Here is a 15265-nt window from a genome sequence, read left to right on the forward strand (position 1 = left end):
AACTAACCAACAAGATATTATTTAATGCTTATTTGATTGCTTGTGCAGTGCAGCAAACATCGGACAGGTAATAAGATGTTTTCAATGTACAGATATATCCTACTTTTTATTTTAGTCCTATCCGGATTACGGACTTTTCCGCAATTAGGGTACTTCAACAGTCCAGATAGTGCCGCCATGTTCCCTAAAAAATATGGCGCATTTGAACACTATGCCTTTGTGCTTAACGGAAAGGTTATTGAGCATCAAACGTTGGTTAATAATCCGGAAGCACAGCTAAATAATATTTTCCCTTATCCGATTAGGTTGGGAGGGAGGCGCTATCTTGGAGCCGTATATTTTCATACTGAAGCACGCTATGCGCCTCCAGTTCGAGATAATAATCTACCAGCTTATTTCATCAATGGGACTCAGGTTAGCCCTTATCAGATTCGTTTGATCAAGATGGAATTGTATAAGCGGATCGCAAAGTCAACACAGGATACCACGATAAATGGCATCCTGTACCGGGGCTCCATACATGTGGATACCGAAGAGAATTTTTTTGCAGACCGTATTTCCTTGCCCGATCTTATCGCAAAGTACACTGGTTTAGCACCTGAAGAGGTCATCATCCATTGGCATAACACCCATTACAGGTATATTTACGAAGGCGATATTGGTATGATCATCGAAAATAATTTTCCGCTTTATTCATTTACAATTAGTAATTTATCGCTTAAAGGAGTGAGTGTCGACCGTGTGCATTTTGCCCAAGGCGATCGCTACGTCGTTCATCTTAGCGACAATAGCTATAAATCGAGTATGCCTAAGACCGGATTATTCACGGGAGATCTTTTAGCTATTGATACGGTTTTTCCTTGTTATGTGCCAGATTTTGATATGCAAGAAGATGGTATTTTTAATTATGTAGAGGTTGAGCCAAGGCCTAGGAACGGAATAGATTTTTACCTGAAGAAATTATCATCGACGATGGGGCTTCCTGCAGTTAAACCGAGTACAGCTACTCAGGCCGACTCAATCACCGTTCAGTTTATCGTGCTGAAGGATGGATTGCTAATTTAAAGAGCGTAGTGCCAGATAAACCTGGTCATGGAAACATGCTTAATGCGATCAAAAAAAATGCCTGCCTTTGGTTGCCGTCCGTGCAGGGGGGCAGACCAGTGTTGTTTAGACGAAAAATGGTGATCTTCTACAGTAAGGATCAAAAGGGAAATATCCAATCGATAGATGGTCTTAAATATCGCTATAACTTTGTTCAAACCAACAATAAACCATGATCACAGCCTATATGAAATATTATCAAATATTATTGCTCATACTGGTTTGTAGCCTTAATGCGCAATCACAGCGACTGAGAGACAGGATCTTGGACAACACGCTGTTATACCCGAAGCAATATGGAACATTTGAAAATTATGAGTTTATCTTAAATGGCGCACACATTGAGAAAGACGAGCTACTCAATTACCCGGAGGCTACGTTTGGGCGGGTATTTGATTATAGCCGAGAGCCGAAGAGTAAATATCAAGGCGTTCTGTACTTCCACACGCCGTGATATCCGCCTTCACCAGCCGGTCAGCATGCCGATGATCCTGCTTATTTTATCAATAATATACAGGTAAGCCCCTATGCCATCCGTTCTACAGTAGTAGAAGAGTATACTGCTATTAGGCGATCGGAGCAGGATACTCTTATTGACGGAATTGTGTATCAAGGTTCAATACATGTGGATACTGATGAAGATTTTTTTTCCAACCGCATGACTATTGCCGAGATCGTCAAGAAGTATACCGGATTGCCGCTCAAAAATGTCACAGTACATTGGCGCGATCGCTATTGGGATCCGCTTAATTCAGGCGTTATTATTCAGGATCACTTTCCTTTGTATTATATCAATCCCAAAGGTCTGCTAGAAGTGAAGGTAGACCGTGTTCGGTTTGCCGATGGCGAACGCTATTTCGTACATCTAGTAGACCAAGGATATCGGTACAACAATTTGACTGAAAAGGGTTGGGAGACACCCCAAAAGAATTTCGTGGTCTTCTTTAAACCTAGGGATTTTGATCTTAAAGCACCCTGTTATATAGCCGATTTTGATATTGCTGGCAAAGATATCCGCAGCCGTGCACAAGGGGAACCTGAACCATCACTGGGAGAAGCGGCTTATCTGAAAAAGCTGTCGGCTCACATGGGCCTACCTGCTGATCAACCTCAGGTAGAAACCACACGTGATTCGATCCTGGTGCAGTTTATTGTTCTTCATAACGGAGCAATTACTGGACTTGAATCCATTGGCCCGCAAAAGCCAGTTCATGCAAAGTTTCTACAGGCCATCAAGCAGCATTCCTGCGTTTGGACAGCGGCTTGGGAAAATAGGAAAACCTTATATTTTAAACGAAAAATGGTGATCTTTTACAGTGAAGATAATAAAGAAAATATAGTGTCGTTAGATGGTCTTGAATACCGTTATGATGATGAACCTAATACAGTCCGCTGATATTTCTAATTCTGACGAAGAACAGCTTAGGTCCTTCATTTAAATAAAACTAAAATGCTTGCTTGAAATAAAATATCCTTCAGGTTCTAATTGTTAACTTTCACTTGCCTCCCATCGTAGTAGATTTAGAGTTAAAGTTATAGATTCTTAATTGGTATGAGTTTGTGCAATTATTTTTCCATTTTGAAGTCCTGAGTTTGGAGGAGTGAAATCAGCATCATTAACAATATTCTTTTGATAATGTGTGATTAAAGTCCTAAATATTTTATTGGATCTAGCTTGAGATTATCATAATCAACTATATAAAAATATTTCAAGTTTTCTTCAAACCGTAATCTATCAACCGGAATGCCCGTTGATTTGCTCATTTCAATAAATAAAGAGTCTCTGTCATAACTTTTTTCATTTAGTAAAGTTATTCTCGAAGGATCGTTTTTTTCGTCCACTTTTTCGATATTCTCCTTATTGCAAGACAGAAGAGCAATTAAGAGGAAAAAAAATGGTAAAATTATTTTTTTCATGTTTTTTATAATTGTTTCTAATAAAGATAATAATAATTAATTGTATTTTCATCTAGTTTAACTATTTTTAAGCATACCTCGTTTATGAACACAGTATTTATGGGAATAAGCCTCATAAACGAAAAAAAGAGGCAGTGTTTTGACATAACTTACACAAAAACTCTAATCCATAAAGATTTTTTTTAATCTTTATGTTTCATAGAGAATTAAGGCCATAAAGCGTTATTCCTGCATTTGGTCAGGTGCAGAGGATGACGGAACACTCATACTTTATAGGAGAAAAATAGTGATCTTTTACAGCGACGATAAAAAAGGAAATATTCGATCGTTAGATCATCTTGAATACCGTTATGATGATCGTGAATCAGCAATTTAGAGAAGGAGTGATGATCGTTAATGAATTGCCGTATGAATATTTAGTCCGTGTTTCATTAAAATACATAACAAATTAATGGAATTAATAGAATTAAAGGATCTTTTTGAGATGGACTGTGGTTCGCCATCGCCGATACTATTATCAAACGATAATGAATTGTTTATTACTTTTTATGTAGATAAACAAAGTTTATCTGCTATTCCACAAGAGCGGAATACTATTGATGATACAAGTGTTTGTGTCTTGAAATTTAACATGTATTTAAAGTATTCATTTGGGATTCCTGGAGATGAAACCATACATGGACATCCGTATCGTAAATTGGGTATGGAGTCTTACTCATTTTATGAACTTAAAAACTCGGATTTAATCAAATCACTTCAAGACATAGATCAAGTACATCCACAGTATAATCCTAAAAAATGGGAAATTTATAGACACTATATATTAACCTTTCACGATAACATGTTTGAATGCATCGCCCAAGGTTTTGAAATTAGAGAAGAAAATACATCACTTTATAATCAAGCGGCTATAATGTTTAATCAATTATAAGTAATGCATTTTTGAATATGAAAAATATAAAATATCAAGCGTCGACCTTTGATAATATTGCTGGGTTAACTAAAGAAGATAATAGTCATCTTTATGACTTATCAATAGAAGCTAAGAATTATCTATTAAGACATCAGTGGTGTAAAAGTATTCTTTCAGGTTGGCTCGCTGTCTGCTGGGAGGAAATATTAGGTGTTTTCCTCTTTGAGATAGAGCCTGCTGGTAGTGGTGTTGATCAGTTTGTTTGGATTGTTGTTGGTGATATTCCTCGTGCTTACATTGATGTGGAAAGTGGAAGGGATCCACGAAGTGCTCTGGAGAGTTATGTTACGATAATGAGAGATTGGGTAGAGGCAGTGCTAAATGGGGAACCTATAGAAGATTGTTATCCAGTAGAAGTTCCAGCAACAAAAGAGTATGCAGAAATTTTGCAAAATCGTTTAGATCTTTTGGATACGCTTATCATAGAGGAGCTGTGATTGTTGTAAGCTATTTATGAAACACAGCCCAATCTTTGACTGCATGGGATTGTGTTTTCTATCGGAAATATGTTTTTAATGTCTTTTAATCCCTGTTTTTTGTCATCTTTAGGACGATATTTTTTGATTAAGATCATTATTGATATGACATAAAGATGTAAGATGAGTTTTCCCCTTTCTGAAAGCCAAAAAATGATGCGATTTTATTTCCCTGTATCAGTATGTAATTAGGGATAGTACTTTTAGTTTAAAAGCAACATTGTAAATGTTGCTTTTAAACTGATCATCAAGCTCTCACAATTTACGATGTATGTGTCGCTAAATCTAATTCATTGAGGAAGAGTGAAATAGTTTGAAAAATATTTGTGAATTAAATATTTAAAATCTATATTTGTAGTGTTATACCCTCGCACGCCTCTGACTCAAGCGCATCTTGCGAGGTTTTTTTTTGCCTAATTTATGAAATATTCTAAGGAAGCCTTATCTATCGATAAGCAGATTGAGCTTTTGCAAAAACGAGAATTATCTATTGGTTGTTTAATTCGAGCTGAAAAGTATCTTCAAAATGTAAGTTATTATCGATTGAGTGGTTATATGTTCCATCTACAGACTAAAACTGGAGATACTAAATTTTTGGATGGAACTACGTTTGACGATATTATCAATCTATATACATTTGATAAAAACCTCAGACGTATTTTTCTTGAGTATTTGGAAAGAATTGAAGTAAGTTTTAGAACAAAAATAATAAATACCTATTCAAATCAATACGGATTTTATTGGTATAACAATGATAGTTACTTTCTCAATAAAAATGAATTAAGAGATGAGAAGGAGGAGATTTTAGGCTATCAAAATTATGTTTTGGATTCCATTCGAGTATCATTGAAAGATCCTAAGGAACAATTTCTTAGAGCTTTTAAATTGAAATATACAAGCGAGATACTTCCTCCTGAGAATATGTCTTTTGAAGTACTTTCTTTCGGTAAATTAATTAAGTTATATACCTGCTTAAAAAATGATGAATATAAAAATAGTATCGCTAAAAATTTTAAATTACCAAATGGTAAGTCTTTAGTTAATTGGTTGTTATTTTTAAATGATGTTCGAAATGTTTGTGCTCATCATTCAAGATTATGGAATAGAAAGTTTACGGCAAATAAATTATCATTTCCAAGTAGGGATAAGCACAAAATAATGGGGAATATACCTGAAAAGGCTAATTCAAATGTATATGGGGCAATAATTGCGATTAACCATTTATTGAATACTTTTAATATTTCAAATTCATTTACGGATAAAATTGAAGAATTGGTAAAAACTCATCAGATTAAAGTCAGCAATTTAGGATTTCCAGAAGATTGGGAAAAGAGAGCTCCGTGGAAAATTGAATATTTGTCATAAACTTTTTTGTGCGTTTTCAAATGTTTCACCGATTTCATATGGACTTTGTACTTGCAGTTCAATTATTCTTTCAAAATCAAATCTTTAGTATCCCACTTGAAAAATAGCGAATGCTAATCCAAAATCGAAATAGCTTTTAAGGTCTTTGGTGGATTATCCGTTAACAATGGCTTGCAGTTCGAATCCAGATTGTACATACTGACAGGAGCAAAAGTAAATGGGCTAACATAATATATTCCCACGTTATCGTAAGATTTCTTGCTGTTACGGTTTAAAGGATTATCACTGTTAAAGACTTTTACTAGGTCCGATTTTTCCAGTTTAAAGACCGCATGTTTCAACATACAGGCATTTCCCAGCTGCGCTGCAATATCGTTTCCTTAAATAGTAAAAGCTTCCTACCTAAAAAAGCTACAATAGATTATTTTAAAAATTGTAAATTGGATTGAAACCAGGATTTAATACTTCGCTAAAATGAGCCTCTTTAATGTACGCCGATTCGGGAAGCGCAGTATCAGCTTCCTAATCAGATGGACGGTGCGAAGTGATATGATATTTATTAATTAACTAGTAAGCTTTAAAATATTATTTTTTGCTTTTTATTTATTTTTTAACTAAATTAGTGTAATAATCAATTGTGTTAATTAAATGAAGTTTCTTAAAAACCTGAATTTGTATACTACGACAAATTATGAAAAGTTAGCTTTTTTTGGCTTTGTGTTAGCTGGATTTATGCAAGCCCTTGGCTTTACCGTTTTTAATCAGTCCATTGCCTTACTTTACGGAATATTTGTGGGCCTTCAGCTTATTTTATTTTTTGGAAACTGGTATCATTACAGATCGGAGATGACCTGGGTAGTAGCAATTGGTACTTTTATGAGTGTGTTGGGTTTCGCATATTTTTTGTATGATCAGGTTCATCTGAAAAATGATTGGTATTTTCTTCCTTACGCAGCTTTAATAGGAGCATTGATATCAGTTGTTGTAATCGTATTTGTAAAAACAAAAAATATGGGTATGCCCAAATCGGTTTCTAAATTAATTGATTTAAGTGTTTTAGTCTTATTTACCACTATTTATTTAAATGGGTTGCTTTCACTTGGTAATATTTTTAATGCCAGACAATTTGTAAAATGGGAACAAGCTAAAATATCAACATTTTGCCTTTTAGTTACTTTCGGTGGTAATTATAATGATGCAGTGTTTGTGAATCCGGATTGGGGTTCAAGATATATGAATCTGTTTTTTATGGAGAATGAAGGAGCTTTTTATGAGGAGATGACTGCTGAAGTAAAGGTATTTTCCGGGAATTTAGGGCAAGATTATATGTTAAAAACTTATGATAAAGATGAAAAAGAAGATGCTCGCCAGCTCTAAAAAGTTTATGGATATTAAATAAATTGATAACTCGCAGAATCTCAATAAGTAAATTTTAAAGGTAAAAAAGCCTCAGGTCAAAACAACCTGAGGCTTGAAAATAAACATTGGCCATAAATAAACTACAACTTTTTCAGGATAAAAAAGGGTTCTATCAAACTGATAGAACCCCGCAATCTGTAGATTACTAAATTATAATTGAAGCTCGTTATGAAATTATAAAAAATATTTTTTTGTTCATTGCTTAAAATAAAAAAACAGTGTTTGTACTTATCGATTTCCAGTATTTTCAACATACATATAAAAAAACAGCTTCAAGCGGGCGCCTAAAGCTGTTTAAACTTTTATTTTACCTAATATTTTAGCTCTTATGGTAAGCTTTTCCTAATATAGACATTTATTTTTGTAAAAAATTATTAATAAAAAAACAGCTCTAAGATATCATCCTAGAGCTGTTTACCGATAAAACTAAATCCTATTTCTGATCCACCGTGGATCATTCCTAATATAGCTATTTCAATACAGAAAAACAAAAAATAGGTTCTAGAATGTTAGGTTTAGAACTAAAAAAACACAGTAGTCTGTACTTTTCTAAAAAGTCAATGCTTCTTGAAGATTACTCCATGGTAGTTTCAATTTCTGAATCGGTTAGTAGTCTAATACGATAAGATTGGGACTGGTCAATGTCATGAAAAAATTGAATCTTCTATTTTCCGCGCAATAAGCTCTCTTGCTTTTTTCACTCTTTTGCCAGTTTGCTATCATAGAAAGCATACGCATACGTTTCTCTTCAAAAGCTGTTCATCCCAACAAAGCGAAAGCCTAATGGGACCTAAGTCAATACGTACTTGATAGGAAGGACGTTGTAGAAATCCTCTTCTATATGTTGTAAGTTTAAAGTCCCTATTCATTACCATTAAGGGCTTTTGAATTTTTGAAAATAAATTTTTAAATCCTATTGCGAGCTGATAATTAATTCATTAACTTTATTTTGAAGCCGTCGGAAGCTTCCAATCATATCAAATACATTTATTCAGTACCCAATGCTGAAAATTCAAGCTCCAGATAATCATTTGGAGCTTTTTTTTGTTTCACACATTGAAAATATAAAAAATCATATTATTTTTAGATCAATAATTTACCTTATTATTTTATGAATATTGAAGCCTTTGGTTTTGCGGACCAAAGGCTTTTTTGTTTAATATCTTGGAATTATAAATTATTTATTTTTATGTATATCATAATAAAAACTTTAATTGGCTTCCAAAGTCAGAAATTTGGTTAAATTTTCAAACCTAGGTGCTCGCCTAGGTTTTTTTGATTGCTATAATTTTTAGTATTAATTTAGTTTGATTTTAGTATTTTTAATTCTAGCTTTGAATAAAATTAAAATTATGGAACCGTGGAGAGTTAAAGAGAAAGAAGGTATTCCTGCAGAAGTTACTTCTTTGCATCGGTTTGCAATTCAGAATAACTGCTGGATCTATCACGATAATACAAGGATATTTTATACACCGGAAGAGTTTTTGGAGAAGTGGAAGCAGGTTTATAAAGAAGAGCATACTGGCTTAAGTAATATAAAAGATTTTGCAGTTAAAAGTCCATATGCCGCTATTAAACAAAGGGCAGGATGGATAAAAAGAGCAAATGAGGAGCTTCAAGCCTTATTGAAAAAGCTTGAAGGTTATGATATAACTTTCAAACCACCTAAATAGCTTTTTGAATGTGTGGGAGATTTGTGTCTGTCAGCTTGGGATCTGTACTCGTACAACTTGATGACTACGTAGTTCTCCATCATAAGGTTTCATTAGTGAAATGATATCGTCTTTGTTGGTAGCATGCAACCAGGCATCTTCGTCTTTTGTGCAATAATCAGATCAGTCTTTTCCATTTGTCCGTTTCAGCAAATTCTTTAATCATACTATTTCTCGTCATGAGAAATTTGTGAAGATATGCTGTTAGAATCAGTTTGTTAAATAATCTTCCAAATATCCCCATAGGCGATTGAAATGTAAAGATATCTTTCATGATTACTTTTTCACCATCCTGTTCAAATATATGTTCGTGGTATAGCGATTCGAAGGCACCACTTATTTGCTCATCAACAAAGTAATAAGGTTTTTCAAAAGCTGTTATTTTTGAAGTTAGAATCTGTCTAATACCAAAATGTGTGGCTTGCCAAGTAACATATTCATGTCGCTCTATTAATCCTTGTGTTCTACCACCAATAGCTTTTTCATTTGTTTTTGAAGTTGAAATAGTATGTAAATCAATACTCCTAGCAAGATCAAAACACAACGCTATAGGTGCATTGATTATAGTAATAATTTCAATTTTGGGCATCTATTATTTGCTTATAGTTGTAAAGTTAATAGAAATTATGCTTCATTATTTGAGGGCATAGATAAAAATGGTGCCTTATATCAAGATTATTTCAATTATAGTGGACTAGGTTACATGGAGGATAAACTATGGAAGAGAGTTCAGTATGGTACTACTAGTGGCGAGTTTAATAGCTATTGTGTTCAATCTTAATCAGATTGAACTTTCTTGTTATACAACATTCATAAATTTGAGCTTAATTATGTGATTGATTATGTAACTGCTGAAAGTGTATTTAAACCCAGATCTGCATACAAATAAGGTGTTTAGAGGGGTAATCAAATATTTACAACACAAATAAAAATGAATATTTTTGATTACCTTCAAGGTATCAAACCGTGTCAGAATGAGGATTAAATATCTTTCCAATAAATTCCTGCTCAATATCTCTATTCTTATATTATTCGCTATCCTGTCAATTGGTTATTCCCAAGCACAAACATTAGATGATAGTATTGAAAGAAGGGTAGAAAAGGATATAGTCTGGATAAAGCAGTGGACCAAGTCAAATGTTCCTGATTTGCATTTAGTGAAAATCTTGAGCATGATAAATAGCGTCAATATTCCGAAAGAAGAAAAAGACAGTATTTTATATTTTTATCCGATTCCTCATTGGGGTGGTATGAATACAATTATTGCCCAACCTAATTTCCAGAGTCTAAGTCCATCTGAGTTATTTACATATTGTATGATTAACTATGAATGGTATAATCAAAATTGTAGTGGAAGAATAGTAACAAAGGAAGATGAACCAAAATTATATGGCACTTTTTATAGAAAGTATAGGGAATTTGTGTGGAGCGATAGGCAATTGAATGCTTTAAAGCAGCATAGAGATACCATACTTCATCTTTTGCGTAATGTTATAAGTAAGGATGGCTTTATAGGAACTAATTCTTTACTTATGATGGAATCCCTGAATTTTAGAGAAGGGATTCCTATTGTATTGGATCAATTGGATAAAAAGGAGAATAATGATTTATATACTTTGCTCATGTTATTAATGAGGAAGGGGGATTATGCTAAATTCAAAAAAACAACAATTTATGAAGATATATATGGTCCCGAATCCCATATTCGAAGTGCAATCGATAATTCTCAGGAAAATAGAGATTTAATACGAAATATGGCTAAATCATTTTTTGAACAAAATGACAAATAAAGATTTAAGGACGTGGGAATTTCCAAGTTATTGACATTGGCTTAGAAAATTTCTTTTCAGACAATTCCTTCAATTTATTTGCTAATGATTGTGTTATCAGCGATTCTTAATATTCCAAAAGTCATAAGCTCAAATATTCACGTACAATCGGCAGGTCAGCTTCTGCCCACTACTCGGAAATTCCCATTTCATCGGAAGCTTCATCGTCGCAGAACGTTGACAGGTTAACACTTTATCATTATGTTCAATTATGGCACAGGTTACTTGTAGCATCGTGGTTTAAAGGTACTATATATTCCCAATATGGTCAAAAAATGATTATAATTTTATAAATTATCGTTTAATAGCATTTTTCTAGGAATGTATACCGCCATTGGTATAGAAGCTGCTAATAATGCAGTTAAGTAAATGTTTTTATCAGCTCCGATGCCTAAAAGTAGGATGATTCCGCCAATAAAAATTGCTACAAATAATACACCAGTCAATGCTAGATCCGCAAAAATATTGAATCGTTTCATGAATATTGGTGATAGTGGCTTTAGTTGGATTTTTAATCCTCTTCTAGAATTGTAAGCCTCAACTATATACTCCTTTAGATTTGAAAGTAGCTTTTTGAATGAGATTTTGTCTAAATGTTTTTCTGCATATTTAGCAATAATTGCAGTTATAATGTCTTTAGCTAACGAAATAATCCATGAATAAAAGTGTTCCATAATTGATTTATTTTTAAAATATTATAAAAAATATATAGGAGAAATAGACAAATATTTAAGAGCTCGCTGAGGGTGATAATAAAACTATTAGCAGTATAATTGGCCAAAAATCTAAAATCTTATTCATCCTTCATGGGATCCCAATAATCTGCATCTAATTTTTTAATCTCGATAGTTTGTTCCACTTGCATGCCTAAACTATAATCATAGATATAATTTGCAAGTTGTTTTCCATTTATTAAAATAATAGTGGTTGAACCATTCAAACTATTTGCATAGTCTATAGCACCTTTTGAGAATCCAGATGTTGTAATGAATACTCCCTTATTTGATTGTGCTACAGCCAGAGCTCCGACAAATTTCTGGATATCTTCTCTTCCAATTATGGAGTCTGTTTTATACCGTTTGGCTTGAAGATGGATTCTACCAAATCCTAAGATATCTTCTTTTATAATTCCGTCTATACCACCATCATTGGAATATTTGGTTAATAAACCAGAATTCTTGATTTCTCCGCCATATCCCATTTTTTGCAATAGCTGCAAAACCAGTTTTTCAAAAGCTGCAGGTGTTTTTGAAAGAATCGTTTCCAGTATCTCATCAAAAATAGATTCCTTTATACTTTCAAAAGATGCATACAATTCTTCTTGAGGGGTATTATTTGAAAGTGATTGTTCTTTGATATTTGAACTGATATCATTTTTATTCTTTCCTCTGACAGGTTCTCTTTTTTTTAATTCATTATCAATATATGAATCAATCAATTCCGGAGTTAATAATAGATTCTTACCCTTGTCGTTGATGTTATAAACGCCACGTTTTGGCTTATCCAATAGTCCACCCATATTGAGATAGCTCAGAGCCCACGATATGCGGTCGTAGAAAATGTGGCCATTTCCAGAAGGATACATTTCGTTAACTGCATCATCAGAGAGTTTATAGTGCGCTGCTAATGGTTCAACGAAATCACGGAGTTTCATTGTTCCTTTCGTATTTAATAATTCCATAATCGGAATGCGCAACTCATCGTGTTTCGGTAATGGCATTGGTTTCATTGTTCTACTTTAAAATACAATAGTAATTATTTTAATTTAATAATATAGTAATATATGTTTTTTGGTGAAAAAAGGGCTGTTATTCATTAATCACTGATTTTTTTAAAAATGTTTCATTTCTAAAAATATATAAGAAATTAAGCGGAAAATAATACCTTATTTAAAACTATGAATATTATTCTTATTAAGAATTTTGTGTTTTACGGTAAAATTAAAAGTTACAGGAATGTTTCGATTTTAAATTATCAGCGGTTAGTTGTTATAGAAATTTAAATTCATTTATCATAGAATAATTTTAATAGAAACAGGTATTTTATTTATCCAAATTAAATCTTATTTTTATCACAAAATGTTAATATAATAACACTGTATGAAAATCAACCGATTAAAAGTTTTATTAGTAGAAAAAGACAAAACTAATAAGTGGTTAGCAGAGCGTTTAGGAAAATCTGATGTTACTATTTCACGGTGGTGCTCAAATGAGGTACAGCCTTCCATAGAGACATTAGTACAAATTGCTGAATTATTGAATATAGATATTAAAGAATTATTAAACTCTACGAAGTAAATGAAAGATTTAAACTTCAACCAACATGTAATAAATATACTTAAAACTGATGTACGATTAGTCGATGAAGAAAATGATATCCAAATCAATATATTACGGGATTTCGTCAATAATTTTGACGAAAGGCTGATCGAACTTCTTTTAAATGATGAACAAACAAGAATCAAGTTTTTCGTCCGAATAAAAGATGTCTATATATTTAAGCAAAATGATTTTATTTACTATTTAGACTCTAATGTTTTAGATGGTTCTTATACTCATTACGCTAACCGAATTGGTTTAGCCTCAGGTGGTAAATTCTTGACAGATAGTACCGATTATGTATTAGATTTTCCTTATAAGGATTGTATATTGGAAGGCGGACAAAGTTCGGAAGAAGGTAACGACGTTTATTTTGAATACGATGCAGTTTCTAATGATTATGTCGAAAGAACAGCCAAACGCAAAGAGATTTTTTATAACCATATAATTGCCAAAGATGAAATAGATCGTCTATTAGAGCCGAAGGCATTTCAAAAAGTAGTCTCTTATGATATTGATGGTGAAAGCATTCCTTTTGCTTTTAGCCGTGATGCTCTCCTTAATAAAAAGCGTGGTTTACCGGAAGACACAATTACGGATAATTTAATTATTAAAGGTAATAACTTGCTGGGATTATATAGTATAGAAAAAGAGTTAAAAAATAAAGTTAAATTAATATATATTGATCCACCTTATAATACAGGGAGTGATAGTTTTAAGTATAATGATCGTTTCAATCATTCTACTTGGCTAACATTTATGTATAATAGACTTTTAATTGCTAAAAATCTATTAAAAGAAGATGGTGTTATTATAGTTCAATGTAGTTTTCATGAATTTGCATATTTAAAAGTTCTGATGAATAATACATTTAGAAACCACATGTGTGATTTTAATATTCAAGTTCGTCACCCTGATCGAGGATTAACAGGCGATAAAGAGTTTAACGATGTTATTGAGTACGCCTTAATATTTTCGGATAATCCATTGAAGAAAATGCCCTATATTGAAGTTGAAAAAACTATTAACGATTATGTATTTGATATAGAAATTTTAGAAAATGAAAAGCCTGAAATAATAACATGTGGTAAAAAGAATGTAGAAGTTTATTTACCGGGGCAATATAAGATGGTAAAAAAAGAACCTTCTGAAAATTTGTTTAAAATCCATACAGTAAGAGGGTCTCTTAGAGAAAAAAACAGTAGTGGAAGGTTTTTTGTAAAATATTTAGAACCATTAACACATTATCCTCCTCAAACTTTATTTAAAGTTCCGGATATGGGTGATGACAATATTGATTTTAGATATTTCTATAGTGCTCCTTTAGGAAACAAAAATGGAGCATATCTTCAGGGAAAGCCAACTAGTACAAACATAACTAGAAAGCAATATCCTAATTTTTATAATTTTGAAAAAGAATATAATAATGTAGCTGATGAAGGGGGAGTATCTTTTCGAAATGGTAAAAAACCTGAAGAGCTATTAAAATTTTATATTGATCTATTTTCAGATGTAAATGATATTGTTTTGGATTATCATCTTGGAAGTGGAACTACAGCGGCTGTTTCGCATAAGATGGGACGGCAGTTTGTTGGTCTTGAACAAATCAATAATCAAATTGAATTATCTAAAGATAGGCTTATTAATGTTATTAATAATGAAGTTTCAGGAATTTCAGATTTAGTAAATTGGGGTGGCGGAGGTTCTTTTATTTATGTTGAATTAGCCAAAAATAATGAAGCAGCTAAAGAGCAAATACAAGCTTGTAATAGTTTAGAAGATTTAAATGATTTGTTTGATGAACTATCTGCTCGTTATTTCTTGAATTACAACGCACGAGTCAAAGAGTTTAAGGAAAAAATTATTCATGAAGATAATTTCAAAGCATTGAGTCTTTCTCGTCAAAAAGCGCTTTTAGCTCGAATGTTAGATAACAATCAACTGTACGTTAATCACTCTGAGGTAGAAGATTCTCGATATCATTTATCATCAGATGCAATTCGTTTAACAAAAGATTTTTACCAAATCAAAGATTAGTTAAATGAGTAATAATGTTGCAATGTTATCGTCTAAAAAAGTTTATGATGTTGTTTTATACATCAAATCTTCAGGAGAGTCTAAAAAATCCTCTTTCAATAAATATCATGTGTCC

General features: G+C 32.6%; 17 protein-coding genes. 12 read left to right on the forward strand and 5 right to left on the reverse strand.

Going from position 1 to position 15265, the window contains the following annotated elements; translation table 11 throughout:
* Positions 1-84 precede the first annotated feature (84 nt).
* From HCX49_RS01810 to HCX49_RS01820, 4 genes are all read left to right on the forward strand, one after another.
* The gene (locus HCX49_RS01810; protein ID WP_168125945.1) at positions 85-1065 is read left to right on the forward strand and encodes a hypothetical protein; all 981 of its coding nucleotides are present in this window, start codon (positions 85-87) and stop codon (positions 1063-1065) included.
* A gap of 8 nt (positions 1066-1073) precedes the next feature.
* Entirely contained in the window at positions 1074-1280 is a 207-nt protein-coding gene (locus HCX49_RS25325; protein ID WP_206368142.1) for a hypothetical protein, read from the forward strand.
* Positions 1277-1558 carry a hypothetical protein gene (locus tag HCX49_RS01815; RefSeq protein WP_168125946.1) on the forward strand — a complete coding sequence of 94 codons (282 nt, stop codon included), beginning with the start codon at positions 1277-1279 and terminating at the stop codon, positions 1556-1558. The genes HCX49_RS25325 and HCX49_RS01815 overlap by 4 nt, the downstream gene beginning before the upstream one ends.
* Positions 1559-1729: 171 nt before the next feature.
* Positions 1730-2500, forward strand: a complete 771-nt coding sequence (locus HCX49_RS01820; protein WP_168125947.1) for a hypothetical protein — start codon at positions 1730-1732, stop codon at positions 2498-2500.
* A 248-nt stretch (positions 2501-2748) separates the two neighbouring features.
* Here the strand turns inward: HCX49_RS01820 and HCX49_RS01825 are convergent, their stop codons facing one another.
* Positions 2749-3021 carry a hypothetical protein gene (locus HCX49_RS01825; RefSeq protein ID WP_168125948.1) on the reverse strand — a complete coding sequence of 91 codons (273 nt, stop codon included), beginning with the start codon at positions 3019-3021 and terminating at the stop codon, positions 2749-2751.
* A gap of 451 nt (positions 3022-3472) precedes the next feature.
* Here HCX49_RS01825 and HCX49_RS01830 point away from each other — a divergent pair, with 451 nt between their 5' ends.
* The 3 genes from HCX49_RS01830 (at position 3473) to HCX49_RS01840 (ending at position 5835) form a co-directional block, all read left to right on the forward strand.
* Complete coding sequence (locus HCX49_RS01830; protein ID WP_168125949.1) at positions 3473-3952, forward strand: hypothetical protein; 480 nt, start codon at positions 3473-3475, stop codon at positions 3950-3952.
* Positions 3953-3969: 17 nt separating this feature from the next.
* Positions 3970-4431, forward strand: a complete 462-nt coding sequence (locus tag HCX49_RS01835; RefSeq protein WP_168125950.1) for a DUF4826 family protein — start codon at positions 3970-3972, stop codon at positions 4429-4431.
* 459 nt (positions 4432-4890) lie between these two features.
* Positions 4891-5835, forward strand: coding sequence for an Abi family protein (locus tag HCX49_RS01840; RefSeq protein ID WP_168125951.1), 945 nt, complete (start codon positions 4891-4893; stop codon positions 5833-5835).
* A gap of 113 nt (positions 5836-5948) precedes the next feature.
* Here HCX49_RS01840 and HCX49_RS01845 read toward each other — a convergent pair whose 3' ends face one another.
* Positions 5949-6179 (reverse strand): hypothetical protein, encoded by a 231-nt coding sequence (locus HCX49_RS01845; protein WP_168125952.1) that lies wholly within the window; start codon positions 6177-6179, stop codon positions 5949-5951.
* Positions 6180-6483: 304 nt separating this feature from the next.
* Here HCX49_RS01845 and HCX49_RS01850 point away from each other — a divergent pair, with 304 nt between their 5' ends.
* Both HCX49_RS01850 and HCX49_RS01855 read left to right on the forward strand, forming a co-directional pair.
* Positions 6484-7212 (forward strand): hypothetical protein, encoded by a 729-nt coding sequence (locus HCX49_RS01850; RefSeq protein ID WP_168125953.1) that lies wholly within the window; start codon positions 6484-6486, stop codon positions 7210-7212.
* Between the two features lie 1394 nt (positions 7213-8606).
* Positions 8607-8927 carry a hypothetical protein gene (locus tag HCX49_RS01855; RefSeq protein ID WP_168125954.1) on the forward strand — a complete coding sequence of 107 codons (321 nt, stop codon included), beginning with the start codon at positions 8607-8609 and terminating at the stop codon, positions 8925-8927.
* A gap of 157 nt (positions 8928-9084) precedes the next feature.
* On the opposite strand, the gene HCX49_RS01860 is transcribed toward HCX49_RS01855, so the two are convergent.
* Positions 9085-9555 carry an SRPBCC family protein gene (locus tag HCX49_RS01860; protein ID WP_168125955.1) on the reverse strand — a complete coding sequence of 157 codons (471 nt, stop codon included), beginning with the start codon at positions 9553-9555 and terminating at the stop codon, positions 9085-9087.
* Between the two features lie 385 nt (positions 9556-9940).
* On the opposite strand from HCX49_RS01860, the gene HCX49_RS01865 reads away from it, so the two are divergent.
* Entirely contained in the window at positions 9941-10756 is an 816-nt protein-coding gene (locus HCX49_RS01865; RefSeq protein WP_168125956.1) for a hypothetical protein, read from the forward strand.
* Positions 10757-11082: 326 nt separating this feature from the next.
* On the opposite strand, the gene HCX49_RS01870 is transcribed toward HCX49_RS01865, so the two are convergent.
* Both HCX49_RS01870 and HCX49_RS01875 read right to left on the reverse strand, forming a co-directional pair.
* Positions 11083-11469 (reverse strand): hypothetical protein, encoded by a 387-nt coding sequence (locus HCX49_RS01870; protein WP_168125957.1) that lies wholly within the window; start codon positions 11467-11469, stop codon positions 11083-11085.
* Between the two features lie 119 nt (positions 11470-11588).
* The gene (locus HCX49_RS01875; protein ID WP_168127003.1) at positions 11589-12515 is read right to left on the reverse strand and encodes a restriction endonuclease; all 927 of its coding nucleotides are present in this window, start codon (positions 12513-12515) and stop codon (positions 11589-11591) included.
* A gap of 379 nt (positions 12516-12894) precedes the next feature.
* Here HCX49_RS01875 and HCX49_RS01880 point away from each other — a divergent pair, with 379 nt between their 5' ends.
* On the forward strand, positions 12895-13092 hold the full coding sequence (locus tag HCX49_RS01880) for a helix-turn-helix transcriptional regulator (protein WP_168125958.1): 198 nt from the start codon (positions 12895-12897) through the stop codon (positions 13090-13092).
* Entirely contained in the window at positions 13093-15150 is a 2058-nt protein-coding gene (locus tag HCX49_RS01885; RefSeq protein WP_168125959.1) for a site-specific DNA-methyltransferase, read from the forward strand.
* Positions 15151-15265 lie beyond the last annotated feature (115 nt).

It is taken from the genome of Sphingobacterium sp. B16(2022) (assembly GCF_012030425.1).
Classification (GTDB): Bacteria; Bacteroidota; Bacteroidia; order Sphingobacteriales; family Sphingobacteriaceae; genus Sphingobacterium; species Sphingobacterium anhuiense.